14 protein-coding genes are annotated in these 15723 nt (G+C 37.3%); 1 reads left to right on the top strand and 13 read right to left on the bottom strand.

Annotation, left to right across the window (positions count from 1 at the left end):
• Positions 1–131: 131 nt before the first annotated feature.
• From ISU02_RS05390 to ISU02_RS05375, 4 genes are read right to left on the bottom strand one after another with little or no spacing between them, the layout of a single operon-like run.
• A complete protein-coding gene (locus ISU02_RS05390) occupies positions 132–1826 on the bottom strand; it encodes a glycoside hydrolase family 13 protein (RefSeq protein ID WP_194700782.1) in 1695 nt (564 codons plus the stop codon).
• Positions 1827–1850: 24 nt separating this feature from the next.
• Positions 1851–2672, bottom strand: a complete 822-nt coding sequence (locus tag ISU02_RS05385) for a carbohydrate ABC transporter permease (protein WP_194700781.1) — start codon at positions 2670–2672, stop codon at positions 1851–1853.
• Positions 2672–3538, bottom strand: coding sequence for a carbohydrate ABC transporter permease (locus ISU02_RS05380; RefSeq protein ID WP_194700780.1), 867 nt, complete (start codon positions 3536–3538; stop codon positions 2672–2674). The genes ISU02_RS05385 and ISU02_RS05380 overlap by 1 nt, the downstream gene beginning before the upstream one ends.
• A 22-nt stretch (positions 3539–3560) precedes the next feature.
• Entirely contained in the window at positions 3561–4883 is a 1323-nt protein-coding gene (locus ISU02_RS05375) for an ABC transporter substrate-binding protein (protein ID WP_194700779.1), read from the bottom strand.
• A 290-nt stretch (positions 4884–5173) separates the two neighbouring features.
• Between ISU02_RS05375 and ISU02_RS05370 the strand changes: the two genes are divergently transcribed.
• Entirely contained in the window at positions 5174–6235 is a 1062-nt protein-coding gene (locus ISU02_RS05370; RefSeq protein WP_194700778.1) for a LacI family DNA-binding transcriptional regulator, read from the top strand.
• Between the two features lie 93 nt (positions 6236–6328).
• On the opposite strand, the gene ISU02_RS05365 is transcribed toward ISU02_RS05370, so the two are convergent.
• From ISU02_RS05365 to ISU02_RS05325, 9 genes are all read right to left on the bottom strand, one after another.
• Positions 6329–7168: an SAM hydrolase/SAM-dependent halogenase family protein gene (locus ISU02_RS05365; RefSeq protein ID WP_194700777.1), complete on the bottom strand. Its 840-nt coding sequence runs from the start codon at positions 7166–7168 to the stop codon at positions 6329–6331.
• Positions 7161–7961 (bottom strand): GNAT family N-acetyltransferase, encoded by an 801-nt coding sequence (locus ISU02_RS05360; protein WP_194700776.1) that lies wholly within the window; start codon positions 7959–7961, stop codon positions 7161–7163. Before ISU02_RS05360 ends, ISU02_RS05365 begins: the two co-directional genes overlap by 8 nt.
• Complete coding sequence (locus ISU02_RS05355) at positions 7958–8815, bottom strand: SAM hydrolase/SAM-dependent halogenase family protein (protein WP_194700775.1); 858 nt, start codon at positions 8813–8815, stop codon at positions 7958–7960. The genes ISU02_RS05360 and ISU02_RS05355 overlap by 4 nt, the downstream gene beginning before the upstream one ends.
• A 113-nt stretch (positions 8816–8928) precedes the next feature.
• Positions 8929–9762 carry an energy-coupling factor transporter transmembrane component T family protein gene (locus ISU02_RS05350; RefSeq protein ID WP_194700774.1) on the bottom strand — a complete coding sequence of 278 codons (834 nt, stop codon included), beginning with the start codon at positions 9760–9762 and terminating at the stop codon, positions 8929–8931.
• Positions 9763–11466 carry an ABC transporter ATP-binding protein gene (locus ISU02_RS05345; protein WP_194700773.1) on the bottom strand — a complete coding sequence of 568 codons (1704 nt, stop codon included), beginning with the start codon at positions 11464–11466 and terminating at the stop codon, positions 9763–9765. It abuts the gene before it with no gap.
• Positions 11467–11486: 20 nt separating this feature from the next.
• On the bottom strand, positions 11487–12044 hold the full coding sequence (locus ISU02_RS05340) for an ECF-type riboflavin transporter substrate-binding protein (protein WP_194700772.1): 558 nt from the start codon (positions 12042–12044) through the stop codon (positions 11487–11489).
• A gap of 87 nt (positions 12045–12131) precedes the next feature.
• On the bottom strand, positions 12132–12869 hold the full coding sequence (locus ISU02_RS05335; protein WP_194700771.1) for a GntR family transcriptional regulator: 738 nt from the start codon (positions 12867–12869) through the stop codon (positions 12132–12134).
• Between the two features lie 334 nt (positions 12870–13203).
• Positions 13204–14595 (bottom strand): YfcC family protein, encoded by a 1392-nt coding sequence (locus ISU02_RS05330; protein ID WP_194700770.1) that lies wholly within the window; start codon positions 14593–14595, stop codon positions 13204–13206.
• Positions 14596–14611: 16 nt separating this feature from the next.
• A complete protein-coding gene (locus ISU02_RS05325; RefSeq protein WP_194700769.1) occupies positions 14612–15706 on the bottom strand; it encodes an amidohydrolase in 1095 nt (364 codons plus the stop codon).
• Positions 15707–15723 lie beyond the last annotated feature (17 nt).

Below are 15723 nucleotides of genomic sequence, written 5' to 3'. Positions count from 1 at the left end.
CTTTTCGCTGATGTTGCTTGAGGTTAAACATTTCGGCCTCAAAGCTGGACGAAAACTAATGACATTAAAAAGCACCTGTGATTTAAATGAAGTCACAGGTGCTTATATTTATATAAAACGTATGCATTAAATTAATTTTTTTTTTCCTCATCAAATAAAAAGACAAGTGCTTCATATGGTTTTAATTTAAGTTGAACATCAAAATCTACATCTCCATAATTCGAAATCAAGCACTTTGGTTCACCATGGAATTTTTCGTCTTCTGGTACAGTAAAATCAACCGACTCACCTTTAAAATTACAAATCACCAGCAACTTTTGATTTTTTAAACTTCTCATATAGACGAAAAGATTCGTATCGTCTGGCATTAATAACTTATAATCTCCGTACACGATGACTTCATTCGATTTTCTGAGCTGTATTAGTTTTTTATAATAGTGAAAAATAGACTTTTTGTCTTCAAGCTGACTTTCAACATTGATCTCTTTATAGTTCTTATTCACATCAAACCAAGGGCTTCCAGTTGAAAATCCTGCATTTGGCTGTGCATTCCACTGCATAGGTGTCCTCGCATTATCGCGACTTCTATTGTAAATACAGCGCATCATTTTTTCATTAGTGAATCCCAATTCTTCTGTATATCTCTTATAGGCGTTTAAGGTTTCAATATCTTTATAGGCATCAATATGATCTAACGTGACATTGGTCATTCCGATCTCTTCACCCTGATAGATATAAGGCGTACCTTTGAGCATATGAAGACATGTCGCCAGCATTTGTGCAGATGCTTTCCAATACTGTTTATCATCACCAAAACGAGATACGACGCGTGGATGATCATGATTATTCCAATACAAACTGTTCCAACCCACGTCATTTAAGCCATATTGCCATTTTGATAAAATATGCTTTAACTCGATAAGTTCAAATCTTCGATCACTCCATTTAGAATTGCCTTCATTTTCAATATCCATATGCTCAAATTGAAATACCATGTTCAATTCATTGGCATTTACATCTGTTGTTTTTTGAGCTTCTTCAACTGAAATAGAAGGGGTTTCACCCACTGTCATAATATCGTATTTAGACAACACTTCACGATTCATCTCTTTCAGGTATTCATGAAAATGAGGGCCACATACAATAAAAGGTTCTTTCTCAGTATAGGGTGTTCCCTCAATCTTTTTACCGTTTGGAAAACCAGGTGTTTTGGATATAAAATTGATCACATCCATTCTGAAACCATCGATTCCCTTATCCAACCACCACTGCATCATCTCATATATTTTTTGTCTAACCACTCTATTATCCCAATTTAAATCGGGTTGCTTCTTAGAAAACAAGTGAAGATAGTACATATCTGTCTCTTCATGATGCGCCCATGCAGAGCCTTCAAAGAAAGAAGCCCATGAATTAGGCGGCATATCTCCGTTGCCCTCTTTCCAAATATAAAAATCTCTATATGGATTGTCTTTCGATTTACAACTCTCTTTAAACCACTGATGCTCATCCGAAGTGTGGTTCACAACCAAATCCATAATTATTTTCAGCCCACGCTTATGAGCTTCTTCCAATAAACAATCAAAATCTGCCATAGATCCAAATTCAGTCATGATCTCTTGATAATCACTTATGTCGTAACCATTATCATCATTTGGAGACTTATAAACTGGAGATAACCAGATTACATCTATTCCAAGGTCTTTTAAATAATCTAATTTTTGAGTAACACCTTTTAAATCGCCAATGCCATCTCCATTGCTATCCATAAAACTTCTGGGATAAATTTGATAAATGACACTCTCTTGCCACCATTTCTTTTTCATATCTAACTCCTTTATCTCATTATTCTATTTAATCGCGCCATCCGTGACACCTTTAACCACATACTTCTGACTTGCTATATAGAATACAATTATAGGGATCATGCCAATGATCAGAGCAGCAGTTCCAAGATCCCAACGTTTTGCAAATTGTCCAAAGAAGAGATATGTTTTAAGAGGCAATGTCTGCCACCCTGTTTTGTTAATCACAAGCTGAGGCAATAAAAAATCATTCCATATCCACATGGCATTGATAATCGACACTGTAACCATAATGGGTTTCAGCAAAGGCAGCACGATGTGAAAATAAGTCTGAAAAATGTTACAACCGTCAATCATTGCAGCTTCTTCTAGTTCAAGCGGAATGTTTTTGATAAATCCGTGGAATAAAACCACAGACATGCTACTCCCAAATCCTAAATACATGATTACAATCCCAAAGCGATTCATTAAATTCAAATGACTCATCAAATCCACAAGTGGTAACATCACACATTGAAAGGGCACCAAAAGTGCAGATGCAAACAGCATAAATATTATTGTGCTTTTTTTGCTTTTATTTCGAACTAATACCCACGCAGTCATAGAAGAAAACAAAATAATAATCAAAGTCGATATCACGGTTATCATTATAGAATTTGTGAATGATTGAACAAAATCAAGCTTTTCAAATGCTTGAGTATAGTTTGAAAATACAATTTCCTTAGGAAAAGCTAAAATGCTGATGTAAATTTCTTTCAAGCTTTTAAAAGAACTGTTTAGAAGAATGAACACAGGCGCAACCCAAGCAATGGCGACAATAACGCCCATTAAAATCATAAGACCTTTAATGCGATCCTTATATTTCATTAAAGTTCGACCTCCTTGCTCTTCCCAATTTTTAATTGAAACAGTGAGATGCCTGCAACGACTACCATGAAGATCACTGCCTTTGACTGTGCATATCCAAATCGACTCTCAAAAAAAGCAGTATTGTAAATATTGAGTGCAAGCATCTGAGTCCCATTAGCGGGTCCCCCATTTGTTAAAGCCACATTTTGATCGAATAGTTTAAAGGCATTTGAAATGGTAAGAAAAACGCCAATGGTAAAAGCGGGTGCCACTAAAGGCAATATAATATGTCTTAATCTATGAAATACATTGGCACCATCTATTTGCGCCGCTTCTAAAATAGAATTCGGAATATTTTGCAGCTGTGCAATATAGATCAGCATCATATAACCTGAAAGCTGCCAAGTTACCACAATTAAAAGCCCCACAAAACCTGTTTCAGTATTTGATAGCCATCCTAAAAGCCAAGATATACCTAATTTTTTACCTAAGGCACTAAAAATCTGTACAAATATAAATTGCCACGTGAAGCCCAGCAATATCCCACCTATTAAGTTAGGCATAAAGAATATGCCTCTTAATAGATTTGAGCCTTTAAATTTCATAGTAACCAGTAATGCCAATAAAAATCCGATCAAATTGACTAGAATTACTGCACATAGAGTAAATGCAAATGTGAAAATAAAAGCATGTAGAAATTTAGAATCCGTTGTGAAAGCTTCACTATAATTACGTAGTCCAATGAAGGTCTTGGATTTTCCAATGCCATCCCAATCCGTAAAGGAATAATAGATACCCGTAATTGTGGGAATCAATTGTACGAGGATAAACGCCAATAAGCTTGGTGCAATAAAACCCCAGAATCCCCAGTTGGATTTTTTCATGATCAGCCCTCTCTTCCTTGTATTATTTTTTAAGTGCTTTCCAGTCGTCTTTTAGAGCTTGAATACATTCATCCCATGTGGTCTCACCACCAATATAGGCCTGTATATCAGAAGCAGATTGACCTTCATAGCCTGATGGAAATCCACCAAACACCCAAGGCATCGTTTTACCTTCACGAACATATCTTTGTATAGAAGCTGACAATGGATCCGTAATTTCAACGCCATCATAATTTTTAAATGCTGGAATATAGCCGAGTTGATTTACAACAATTGATTTGCCTTCATCTGATTGATAAAGCCAGTTCATAAAATCTTTAGCTGCTTTTTTGGTAGCTTCATCAGCATTCTTATTGACACACCAATAAGCCGGTACCCCTACTGCAATGCTATCTTCTTTAACGCCTTTCAAAGGTAATGGTAAAAAATCAAGATTTTCATACACTTCTGGAGAAATACTTTTTACCTCAGGTCCAATCCAGTTCCCCTGTTGTACTGCGGCTACTCTCTCTATGGCAAGTCCGCCACCAATTTGGGTTGAATAATCAACTGCCAATAGTAATTTTAAATCTTCTTTAGAAGAAGTATATTGCGTTAGAAGCGTCAATAAATCTTTGAACTCATTTGAGTATTTTAATTCAATCTCATCTGCTTCCAGTGCCGCTTTCGCACTGCCTAATTCATTTGCCATTGGGATATTCAACGTATGAAGCCCCATTACCCAACTTTCCTTTGCAGCATATTCAAAAACAGATTCAAGCTGTGGAAATTCAGCCTTGAGTGCCCCGGAATCAATCTTTTGTTGTAGATCACTGAAAGCTTGATCAATGGCATCATAAGAAGTCAGTTTTGATGCATCAATACCTGCTGCACTAAAAATTGCCTTATTGTATGCAATACCATAACCTTCTATATTAACAGGTAATCCAACGACCTTGCCTTCAAGCTTTGCATCTTCTAACAGACCATCAGATACATTTGCAAGCCATGGTTGATCTGACAAATCTTCTAAATAGTCCTTATAATTATTGACAATATCATTCGCCCCCAGTGCCATGATATCCACCGCATCATTTACTAACATTTTTGCCTTCAATGCCGTGTTATAATCATTGCCTTGAACTGTTTCTATGTTGATAACGACACCTGGGTTTGCCTCCATATAGGTTTTTGCAGCGGCTTCTAGCTGCTGAGCCACTTCTGATTTGTTTTGAAAAATATCAACAGTCACACTTTCTAAATCTGATGCCCCTTCATTTTTTGCATTTGTTGAAGATTGGCCACACCCTGACAGTAGACTCATCATCAACATCCCACACAGTATTAAACTTAAAATTCTTCTCATAACAGCCTCCTCTTTATTCCCATTAATGCACTTTTATTTACAGGTTATGTATATAACCTACAAATTACAGGTAAATTCTATCACATCACAATAAACCATTCAATAGGTTATGTACATAACCTATTGAATTAACTAGATTTATTTTTCTGTTTTTCCGTTTTTCAAACTGTGATCATCCTTGTGTATAAACACCTTAAGTGCTATAATTGGGTTAAAATGACGGATAAAAATGGGTAGAATAAAGATTAGCCATAAACCAGTACGAATACTATAAAGGTAGGAACACACTTATGATCACCATTAAAGAAATAGCAGATATCGTTGGCGTTAGCACCACAACAGTCTCGAATGTCATTCACGGAAAGACAAAAAAAGTATCTAGTGATAATATTGAACGCATACAAAAAGTGATAAGAGAAAAAAAGTATATTCCAAGAATGGGTTTGAGTTCACTTACAAATAAACAGTCACATATTATAGGCGTCGTCATTCATATTACAAAAGAATATGAAAATACAATCCTTTCGGACCCTTTCTATGGCCAAATCGTTGGTTATCTGGAGACTTACATCCGAGAAGCTGGCTATTATATGATGCTGTACACTTCTAAAGATCTGAATGATATTTTCAAAATGGCTGCGGCTTGGAATGTAGATGGCTTGGTGGCAATTACTTTCACGTATAACAATTACCAAAAGATTCGCTCTCTAACTGAAAAACCAATTGTCGCCATTGATTTATACAACGAATCGGATGATGATTATATCAATGTGGGGTTAGATGATGAAGGTGGGGGATACCAAATGACACGGTACCTCATTGAGAATGGCTTTGAGAAGATATTACTTTTAGCTTCTCAAGATATTGGGGTGGATCATCACCGATTTATAGGCTATCAAAGAGCACTTAAAGAATATGATATTCCTTATAATGAAAAATATTATATACGATTGGGCAATGATCCTCAAAAAAGAGCAAGCAAGTTTAATGATCTATTAAAATATACCAAAAAAAATTATGCAATGTTCTTTCTCTCGGACTTACTCGCTGTTGAGGGCATGCGATATTTTATAGATCATGGCGTTTCAATTCCAAATGATCTATCCATCGCTGGTTTTGATGACAACTTATATGCTCAATTATTATCCCCACAGCTCAGTAGTGTTCACCAAGATGTCAGCCTAAAAGCAAAGATTACAATTGAAACGCTTATGAAAATAATAAACGATGAACCCTTAGAACAAACTCATATTTCACTCCCTGTTCATTTGGCAATTCGAGGCACCATAAAAACGATTAGTAGATCACAACCCAATAGATCAGAACTCGATAAATCCAAAAAAAATCTCTAGAGATATAAAAAAGACATCCTGCCTTTTCGCTTGAGGGATGTCTTTTCAAATACCGTTGTAATCACTTTATGATGCTTTTAAACTCTATCATTATCAAATTTTTTTAAACTCAATCGTCCAGTGGATACCTGTTCCAATACTATATGCCCTTGCAAAATTGCCTTGGTTGATGGCAACAGCAACTCTATAGAGTGAGTTCATATAGACGATTTGCTCTCCAATATAGACATCATCAAAGGATTTACCATAGATAATTCGATTGTTGTAAATAACTTTTTCTCTGTCTTTAATGAGCACTTCCACTCTTTCACCGCGTTCAAAACCAAGTTTTAAGAAGGCTTCACTTGGAATATTGGTCCATAAGCTTCCAAATCTAACATCTAAGATATCAATGCAGCCCTTAATACTCTTCTCTGTGCTGATCACTTCGCCAATTTCTGCCTCAATAATGTCATCTATTGCAATTTCTTGGCCTACTTCTTCGAAACCAATTTTGCCAGATGCAAGTTTCGCACCTGTGTAAGCGTAAACATCTCTTCCATGAAAAGTATGTGAATGCTCTGAATTTTTACGTCTGTGAAGGGCTTCTTCAATTTCTCTTACAGCGACAATGCCAATATATTTTTTAATGTGAGTCAAAGTCCCATTGTCTGGAGTTACAATATATTGATTGTTTTTTGTCTTGACGACAACACTCTTTCGATTTGAGCCAACACCTGGGTCCACAACCGATACGAAGACCGTTTCTTCTGGCCAATATTCAGCCGTTTGAAACAAGCGGTAAGAAGCTTCCCAAACATTATAAGGCGTTATATCATGCGTTAAGTTGTTAATCTTTATATCAACATCCACTTCATGTGCAACGCCGATCATTGCCGCCACAGCACCATCTGATAAACCAAAATCACTTTGTAATACAAGTAGTTTACTCATCTTTACCTCCTAATACAACCCATTGATCAATGTCCTTAAATCCCAAGGCAGCAAATAACTTTTGCGCTGCTTCACCATTATAAAACAAACAAGCTCTCTTCCCATCATTTATTACCTTTTGACAAATGGCCGAAACGACTGTTTTGGCATAACCCTTTCGCCTTTGATCTGGCAAAGTCATTACGCCGCCAATCATGGCACTTTGACTGGTCTCTGCTGCTGTATTGCCATGACTTACAATCTGACCATTTTCTTTAATGAACATGTGCACACCTTCATTTGAAACAATTCGATTTAAGATTTGCTTATGACGACCTTCAAAGCCACCCGGATAAAGATTTTCAAATTCATGAATATGGCCATATGCCATAGCAATATCGGGGGCATCTTCAGCTTTTGCAATGGTTACATTTGAAGTTGCTTTCACAAGCAATGCATCTGTCGAGAGCTCTGCAAAATTCATTTCTTTAAAATTATACTGATCACTCACCAGTGGATATAAACTATTTAAAACTGAGGCTTTGCCGCTGATAAGATCCACTTTATACGCTTTAAACAACTCTAAAATTTCAATGAAATTCATTTTAGCTTTGCTGTATAAGATGAAATTGTTGTGATATCTTAAGATAATGCCTTGGATAACTCCTGATGTTTCCTGTATCCATACTTCCTGAAACTCTGAATCAAAACCATAGAGTTCAATATCCCCAATGATAAAAAGATTGATACTGGGTTCATCCATACAGTATTCTAAAATTGCCTTTCTATCGGTTTCTTGGGCTTTAACGATCATAGGCAATCCTTAGACTTCTCAAATTTGACAACCCAATCTTTACCTGTTCCAATCTTATATAGCTCCGAAAAACTGCCTTGATTCACAGCGAGGCCAATTTTCATAAGTTCATTATTATATATAATCGGTTCACCCTTAGAAGCAAATCCAAAAGAATATTGGAACAACACCGCTTGGTTAAAAACAACTTCGTCCTTATTTTCAACGGTTAAACATAGGGTATCCCCATACTTAAACCCCGCTTCTGTGAAGAGTTCCAGTGGAATATTCGTCCATACATTCCCAAAGTTAGGATCATCAATTTCAAAGATGCCCTTTACCACGCCAGCTTCGAGTTTAGGCATTTGAATTTCATGTGAAACGATTTCTTCTACTGGATAAGCTGGTCCAACCCCCTCAAAATCAATAATGCCACTGGCAAACTTCGCTGCACAATATGCAAATAGATCTCTACCGTGGAAAATCCCAACACCTTCTGTATTCTTACCTCTTAAACGGTTAACCGTCTCGTCAATCTCTCTTATTTCAGTAATGCCAACCAAGTGTTTTAAATGTGTTAAAGAACCATTATCCGGAGTCACTACATAGTACCCGTTCGCCGTCTTTGCAACAGAAGCTCTACGCCCAGTGCCCACACCAGGATCCACAACGGATACAAAGATTGTTCCTTCAGGCCAAAATTTCATGGTTTGATATAATCTATACGAAGCGCTCCAAGTGTCATACTGTGGTATCTCATGGGTCCCATCTATGATTTCAAGGCCTCTATCCACCGTTTTGACGACACCGTACATAGAACTCACTGCACCTTCTTTGTAAGTAAAATCCGTTTGAAAAACTAAAATCGGTTTCATCTCATCCTCCTTTTGTTATATATGTTGATTTTTGACATTGTATAATTGCAAAACACCTCTAAACAACGATTATTGCTCGTCGTCACGCCCTAGTCTTGTTAATCTCTAACCGCTTAAATAAACGGATTATAAAATCTACTATGGTTGATAAAAAACGATACGCCGAGTGAAACGATAAATATAAAAACTGACACGCCTAGCGCCAAGTAATCATTTTTATTCAAATTTCTCATATTGTACCAAGTTCTCTTCTTGCCTTTGCCAAACCCACGCAAATCCATGGCGTTACTGATCAGTTCTATCCTTGAAAGCGTGGAAAAAATAAGTGGTACCATGATTAAAAGTGCATTTTTAAATCGATCTTTAAATTTCGCTTTATGAGATAAGTCAAGCCCTCTTGCCTGCTGTGCTTGGCTTATATCCGAGTATTCTCTCTGTATATCCGGAAAATACCTCAGCGTTAGTGCAACTGCATATGCTGCCTTATAGTTGACGCCTACACCTGATAAGGCAGAAGCGAGTTCACTCGGATTAGTAGTGAGTAAAAATATAATGCCAAAAGGGATAACGGATGCATATTTGAACAGCTTAGTCACTTGAAAAAAAAGTTGCTCATATGTCAATGATATCGATTTTGTAATCGCTATGATTTCATGCTTAGTCCCATAAATTTTCACACCATACTCAGGCGCAAAGAAAAAAGAAATAATGGCATTTGTAAAAATAAATATAGCAACATAAATGACCATGAGTTTTACTTGTTTAAACTTGATTTTAGAGATTCTAAAGACCACTAGAGAAAATAACAATATACTTAAAATCACTCTTATATCATAAGAAAACATCACTGCAAAAGTTAAAAATAGAAAACAGATTAGTTTTGTCAGACCAGACAGATTGTGCACAAAAGTGTTCTCAAAATTATATGAAAATAGCTTCATCTTCATCTATCTCACCTGTCTTTCGTAGTCAATAAAATTTTGAACGAACCGCGTTTCATCTTCAATCCCCACCATTTGTGCGAGGTTGTATAGGGATGTTTCTTTTAAATTGGCATCTTCAATAACTTTTCGATCTGTTAAAACCACTGATGAAGCTGTATCTGCGATTTTTTGACCATCAGAGATCACAATTGCCCTTGGTGTATATTCAAGCATCAGATGCATATCATGTGTGATCATGATCACAGTAACGCCAGTTTGATTGATCTCCTGCAAAAAAGACATGATCTCGCTATAGTGCTTATAATCTTGGCCTGCTGTGGGTTCATCCAGAATCAATATACTCGGGTTGAGTACCAATATGGAAGCAATGGTAACCCTTTTCTTTTGTCCGTAGCTCAGTGCCGAAATCGGCCAGTCTATAAAAGGCGCAAGACCGCATATTTTCAACACTTTTTCCACTCTTGCCTCTATCTCAGAAGGGTCAACATTTCTCAGTTTTAACCCCAGAGCCACCTCATCAAAGATCATGGGCTTAGAGATCATTTGATTTGGATTTTGCATGACAACACCGATGAGCTCTGCCCTTTCCTTTATAGTTTTATCTTTGATATCCTCTTTTAAATAGTAAATTGTGCCTTGATCTTCTTTTTCAAAACCACAGAGCAATTTCGAAAGGGTGGATTTACCAGCGCCATTTCTACCCACTACGGATACCATTTCACCCCTTCTAATCTCCATGTTAATATTTTCAAGGATCTTTTTGCGACCATCATACGAAAAGGTGACCTCATCCATCTTGAGAATGGGTTCATCTAACGTTCTCTTTGCCTCTTTCACCACAGATAAATGCCAATTCTTGACGACTTGGTTCACAGCAGAAGTATCCAATGTATAAATATGCCCCGGTTTCATCTCTGGTGTCACGGCTACGCCAGCATATTTAAGTGCCGTCACGTAAAGCGGTTCTCTTATCCCATTTTCTATTAGAATTGAAGAAGATACCAATTCATGCGCATTCATATCCGCTATAATTCGGCCCTCATTTACAACAATAATTCGATCTATATCCTTGTGAAGAACATCTTCGAGCCTATGCTCAATGATGATAATCGTTTTATTCGTTTTTTGATGTATATCGTCAATAATTTCAATGGCTGTCTTCCCTGTTGCCGGGTCCAAGTTTGCCAAAGGTTCATCGAACAAAAGAACATCTACATCGTCAATCATGACGCCTGCAAGTGCTGTTCTCTGTTTCTGCCCTCCAGACAGTTCATAAGGTGATGAGCTCAGCCATTTGTCCATATCCACCATTTTAGATACTTTTAAAACGCGCTCTTTCATCTCATCTATGGGCGTATTGTCATTCTCCATTACGAATGCGATGTCCTCCCCCACAGTAAGCCCGACGAATTGACCATCGGAATCTTGAAGAACAGTCCCTACAATCTTGGACAATTTAAAAATATCCTGTTCATTGGTCTCTTTGCCCTTTACTTTTAAAGAGCCCTCTGTAACGCCTCTATATGAAAAGGGGATCAAACCATTTAGACAGTGGCCTAAAGTACTTTTGCCACTGCCGCTTGGCCCAACAATGAGAATTTTCTCACCCTCGTAAATTTTAAGATTGATATCGTGAAGCGTTGGCTCTGATTGACTGTAATATTGAAACGAGAAATTTTTAAATTCAATGATTAGTTTATCATTCATATTTCATCTCCATCCATTGATTATTTTTTGCTTAAGCTGCCCTTTTTAGCTTTAGTTGCTGAATACGCAATGAGCAGCAACGTCCCCAATACACCAGCACTGATCGAGTTCATCACCGCTGCAATGGCACCTTGTGCAAATACTAAATTCGCAGGTTCACTATATATTGCAATATCTAAGACTGGGGCTACAATCAACCACGCAACTGCATTCCCAAGGATTTGAATTGCATTAAAAGTGATGATGCTCTTCGTTTTAAATTCTCCCTCTTCAACAGAAGTTCTCTTATAAGCGAAGCCGAAGATAAAAGAAGCCATACCACTTGCAATAACCCAGCTCCACCATGGAGAACCGTATTGAATGGAATCACTGAGAGCATGACCAATAAAAGCTATAAGTCCGCCAGCAATAGGCCCAAAGAGAGTAGCAAAGAATGCACTGAGTCCATATGCGGTTTGAAAACTTGTTTCTGGTACAGGTGAAGGGATTTTTACATACATAAATAATAAAGTGAAAATAGCGGCACCCAATCCTGTTGCGACAATCGTTTTCGTTGTAATCTTAAAATAATCTTTCATTATTACCTCCTCTTTTATATTTTTTAATAGCTAATAGATATCCATCTCATTTCAAGATCAGATTTTGAACTATTAAACTAATCATTGCTAAATCCATAAATCCAATTCATATGCACTGGGGATAAAATAGAATTTACATCTTCCAATCTTCTCATTATCCGCGTTGTATAAGATCTCCTCTAAATATAAGACGGGTTCTTTTTCTTTTACCTTTAAAAAGTGGGTGATGTGATCCTCTGCGAAAACCAGTCTTATGGAAACATTGGCGCTATAGGACATTTGAAAGATCGTCTTATTGAGCAGTTCAGAAACAGCTTCCGTTCTATTGAGATCAACTTGTAGGGCCTCTATGTGTCTCAATGGAATCTGCACAAATGAATGTCCAATGACTTTACCCGCAGAATAGTAAATATTATTGCTGGCTAAAAGCATCTCATTTTTATCTACGGCTAACTTTGTTCTTGCAATTTCAGTTGGCGGCCCAAAATTATAGTTAATTTCAATAGAATCCACTTCATCAATAGCATACTCAATCATGGGATTAAAAAATGCCTTTTGCAATCGATCGTATTTCTTTTTGTTTTTAGTGATGATGGAACCTTTCCCCTGCTGTTTTCTGATGAGACCATCTTCATGAATGATGGCCAGCGCTTGTCTCAGCGTATTTCTGCTGACACCATACTGTTTTGTCAAAATGGATTCACTGGGTAGATAATCACCATTTTTATAGATATCATTCATAATGTCTGAATATATTTTGTTGTAAATAGTCACGTATGAAGGAATCTTTTCACTATTATTGCCACTAATTTTTTGCCTAGCCATAAGATACTCCCTTCGTAATTTATTTGTTTTTTATTCATCAAATTTATAAGTTGTTCACCAAGTTCACAACTTGTTCAACAACTTTTTTTCTTTTTAGTATACTCTGTATTATCGTAAAGTCAATACAGGATTGACAATTTTCTGATAATTGTGTCACTATGTGCTCATTTTTCTCCGTATATACCCAGAAACTGTCTGACTTGCTCAGATTTATTGCGATAACAACACGAAAAAAAAGCCACCCATTGCGGGTGACTTCCGTTTAAAGTGCATATAAATTTTGATTATTTAAATAAATAAAAAAATCACGTAAGGATGATTTTGCAATTGCTCATTATGCCCAGCCAATGAGAACGCCCACTGCAATTGCCACTGTTCCGATTAGAGTCCACATACCGAATAATGGCAACTGGAATTTTAACCATTTATCCCATGGAATCTTAGCAACGCCCAGTGCGCCCATTAAAACGCCTGATGTTGGTATAATCGTATTAGAAAAACCATCACCATAGAGATAAGCTGAAACCGCTACTTGTCTACTCACATGAACGACGTCTGCTAACGGTGCTTGAAGTGGCATAACAATCATAGCTTGCCCTGATCCAGAAGGCACAAAGAAATTAAAGATCAAATTCACATAGAACATACACACTGCCGATAATGCTGATGGCAATTGTTGAAGTGGTATAGACATGTAATGGATAATTGAGTGAATGATTTGACCATCTGTAAGTACAATGGTAATTGATTTCGCAAATCCAATGACAAGCGCACCGAATACCATGCTCTTACAGCCTTCAATAAAAGATATAGACATATCATCTGGATGCATTTTAGTCACAATACCACTGATTAAGGCAACTGCTAGCATGGTAGCACTTAAATAATCAATGCCCCATTTCAGTTTGAAGGAACCATAAGAGTAAATTGAAAAACCTGCAACAAGTGCCACTAAAACAATTCCGTGTCTCCAGTTAAACTTAGGAGATTCCACATCAAACTCTGAGTGATCACTGTGTTGATAATCCTCGAGCACACTGTTATTGACATCTGATTTTACTTTCTTAGAATAGCGTAAGACATAGATTACTGTTACTACGAATACAATAAACCAAACAACAGATCTAAACGCAAACCCAGATAGAGGTTCCAGACCAGAAATCGTCTGTGCCAACATGGTGTTATAATACCCCATCGGTGTTGTTGTCGTCCCTGTAAAAGCACCTAAGTACATAATTGCCATCCCAGCCACAGGATCTATTTTCAATTTCTTAGCCAGTGCAATCCCTATCGGAATAAATGCAATAACGGCATTTACAATTATTCCTAGAGCTCCTAGTACAGACATAATTGCCATGACAATTGGAATTACTAAAAATGATTTATCCTGCAATTTCTCAACCAGAACATTAATAGCTGCATCTATGGCCCCTGTATCATTGATGATTTGGAAAAAACCACCGATCAAGAATACAAGAAAAATCATGCTTGCCGCACCCATCATGCCCTGCGGAATAGATAATAAGAATCCACTTATACCCACAGGTGTTCTCTCCACTTGATGATATGTTGTAGAATCCACCAATTTTTTACCTGTAACGTCATCTAAATAAGTGTCATAAACCCCTGCTGGTACGATAAATGTCGCTATCGCTGAAACAATTATAAACATAATGATCAGTGTATAAGCATTAGGCATTTTAAATTTTTTTTTCGCTGTTTTCATGTTTCCCCCATTGAATTTATTTCATTTTTTTCTGAATTATTTTTGTGAGTATTTCTTCTCCATACTCAAGTGCTTTTAAATTAAAAGCCATATCTTGTCTGTGAAGCCCCGGTGTTAAATCAGCACCAATTCCAACATATGCCGTTTTAATATTGAGCATTTGCATATAGTTATGAAAATCTTCTCCACCTGGTGTTACAATAGGTGGCATAGATTCGCCCAATGTTTCAACGATGACCTCTCTTGCAATCGCCACCATCTCTTCGTCATAATCAGCTGCTGGCAAGCCACGACTATAGGTCTTCTCAGCTTTAGCACCAATTGAATTGACACTTGTCATAATTGCGTGCTCAATCTTTTCTGTCAATTCATCCATAATGGCATTCGTCTGTGCTCTTAAATCCAATTTTATATGCACAGTCTCAGGAATAATATTGGTTGCTGTACCTTCGGAATGAATATGAGTCACTTTTGCTGAATGGGATACCCTAGAATCCACACGTACTGCATTTACTGCATTAATTGCAATTGCCGCTGCATCTATGGCGTTTACCCCTAAATGTTGCCTAGCACCATGAGCCGCCAATCCTTTAATTTTGAAAGCCATCATCTTGGATGCGCCATGCCATAATGCCGGTGTCGCTTCACCTAATTTCGCCTCTTGGCAAGGTCTAAGATGTATCCCTACCATTTCTTCAACGTTGTCTATCAAGCCACTATTACAGATCATAATAGCGCCTTCCCCTGTTTCCTCCGCAGGTTGAAAGACAAATAAAAGCTTACCTTTGTCAATACCCTCTTCCGCAATCCTCTTAGCTGCACCCAAAACCATTGATGAATTGGCATCATGTCCACAAGCATGAATTAGCTCCGTTTCATCTCCGAGTCCAAACTCCAAGGCATCCATATCTGCTCTCACAGCAAAAACGGGTCCTGGTTTGCCACTATCCAATTCTGCAATGACGGCTGTTCCAGCAAAATTTTCTTTGACCACATAATTGAAACGCTTGAGTTCTGACGCAATGTATTTTGATGTTTCAATTTCATTGAGTGCTTTTTCAGGTATTGAATGAAGCTGTTTATAGGTTTTTACAACATATAATGCCTCCATACTTTCACCTCCTCATA

This window comes from Fusibacter ferrireducens, assembly GCF_015352425.1.
Lineage (GTDB): Bacteria > Bacillota > Clostridia > Peptostreptococcales > Acidaminobacteraceae > Fusibacter_A > Fusibacter_A ferrireducens.
Note: the sequence above shows the minus strand (reverse complement) of the source record. Positions and strands in the feature narration are given on the sequence as shown.

Bases quoted from the DNA above. Each gene is read 5' to 3' on its own strand.
- ISU02_RS05390 (WP_194700782.1), bottom strand. From the start codon at position 1,826: ATGAAAAAGAAATGGTGGCAAGAGAGTGTCATTTATCAAATTTATCCC.
- ISU02_RS05385 (WP_194700781.1), bottom strand. From the start codon at position 2,672: ATGAAATATAAGGATCGCATTAAAGGTCTTATGATTTTAATGGGCGTT.
- ISU02_RS05380 (WP_194700780.1), bottom strand. From the start codon at position 3,538: ATGAAAAAATCCAACTGGGGATTCTGGGGTTTTATTGCACCAAGCTTA.
- ISU02_RS05375 (WP_194700779.1), bottom strand. From the start codon at position 4,883: ATGAGAAGAATTTTAAGTTTAATACTGTGTGGGATGTTGATGATGAGT.
- ISU02_RS05370 (WP_194700778.1), top strand. From the start codon at position 5,174: ATGATCACCATTAAAGAAATAGCAGATATCGTTGGCGTTAGCACCACA.
- ISU02_RS05365 (WP_194700777.1), bottom strand. From the start codon at position 7,168: ATGAGTAAACTACTTGTATTACAAAGTGATTTTGGTTTATCAGATGGT.
- ISU02_RS05360 (WP_194700776.1), bottom strand. From the start codon at position 7,961: ATGATCGTTAAAGCCCAAGAAACCGATAGAAAGGCAATTTTAGAATAC.
- ISU02_RS05355 (WP_194700775.1), bottom strand. From the start codon at position 8,815: ATGAAACCGATTTTAGTTTTTCAAACGGATTTTACTTACAAAGAAGGT.
- ISU02_RS05350 (WP_194700774.1), bottom strand. From the start codon at position 9,762: ATGAAGATGAAGCTATTTTCATATAATTTTGAGAACACTTTTGTGCAC.
- ISU02_RS05345 (WP_194700773.1), bottom strand. From the start codon at position 11,466: ATGAATGATAAACTAATCATTGAATTTAAAAATTTCTCGTTTCAATAT.
- ISU02_RS05340 (WP_194700772.1), bottom strand. From the start codon at position 12,044: ATGAAAGATTATTTTAAGATTACAACGAAAACGATTGTCGCAACAGGA.
- ISU02_RS05335 (WP_194700771.1), bottom strand. From the start codon at position 12,869: ATGGCTAGGCAAAAAATTAGTGGCAATAATAGTGAAAAGATTCCTTCA.
- ISU02_RS05330 (WP_194700770.1), bottom strand. From the start codon at position 14,595: ATGAAAACAGCGAAAAAAAAATTTAAAATGCCTAATGCTTATACACTG.
- ISU02_RS05325 (WP_194700769.1), bottom strand. From the start codon at position 15,706: ATGGAGGCATTATATGTTGTAAAAACCTATAAACAGCTTCATTCAATA.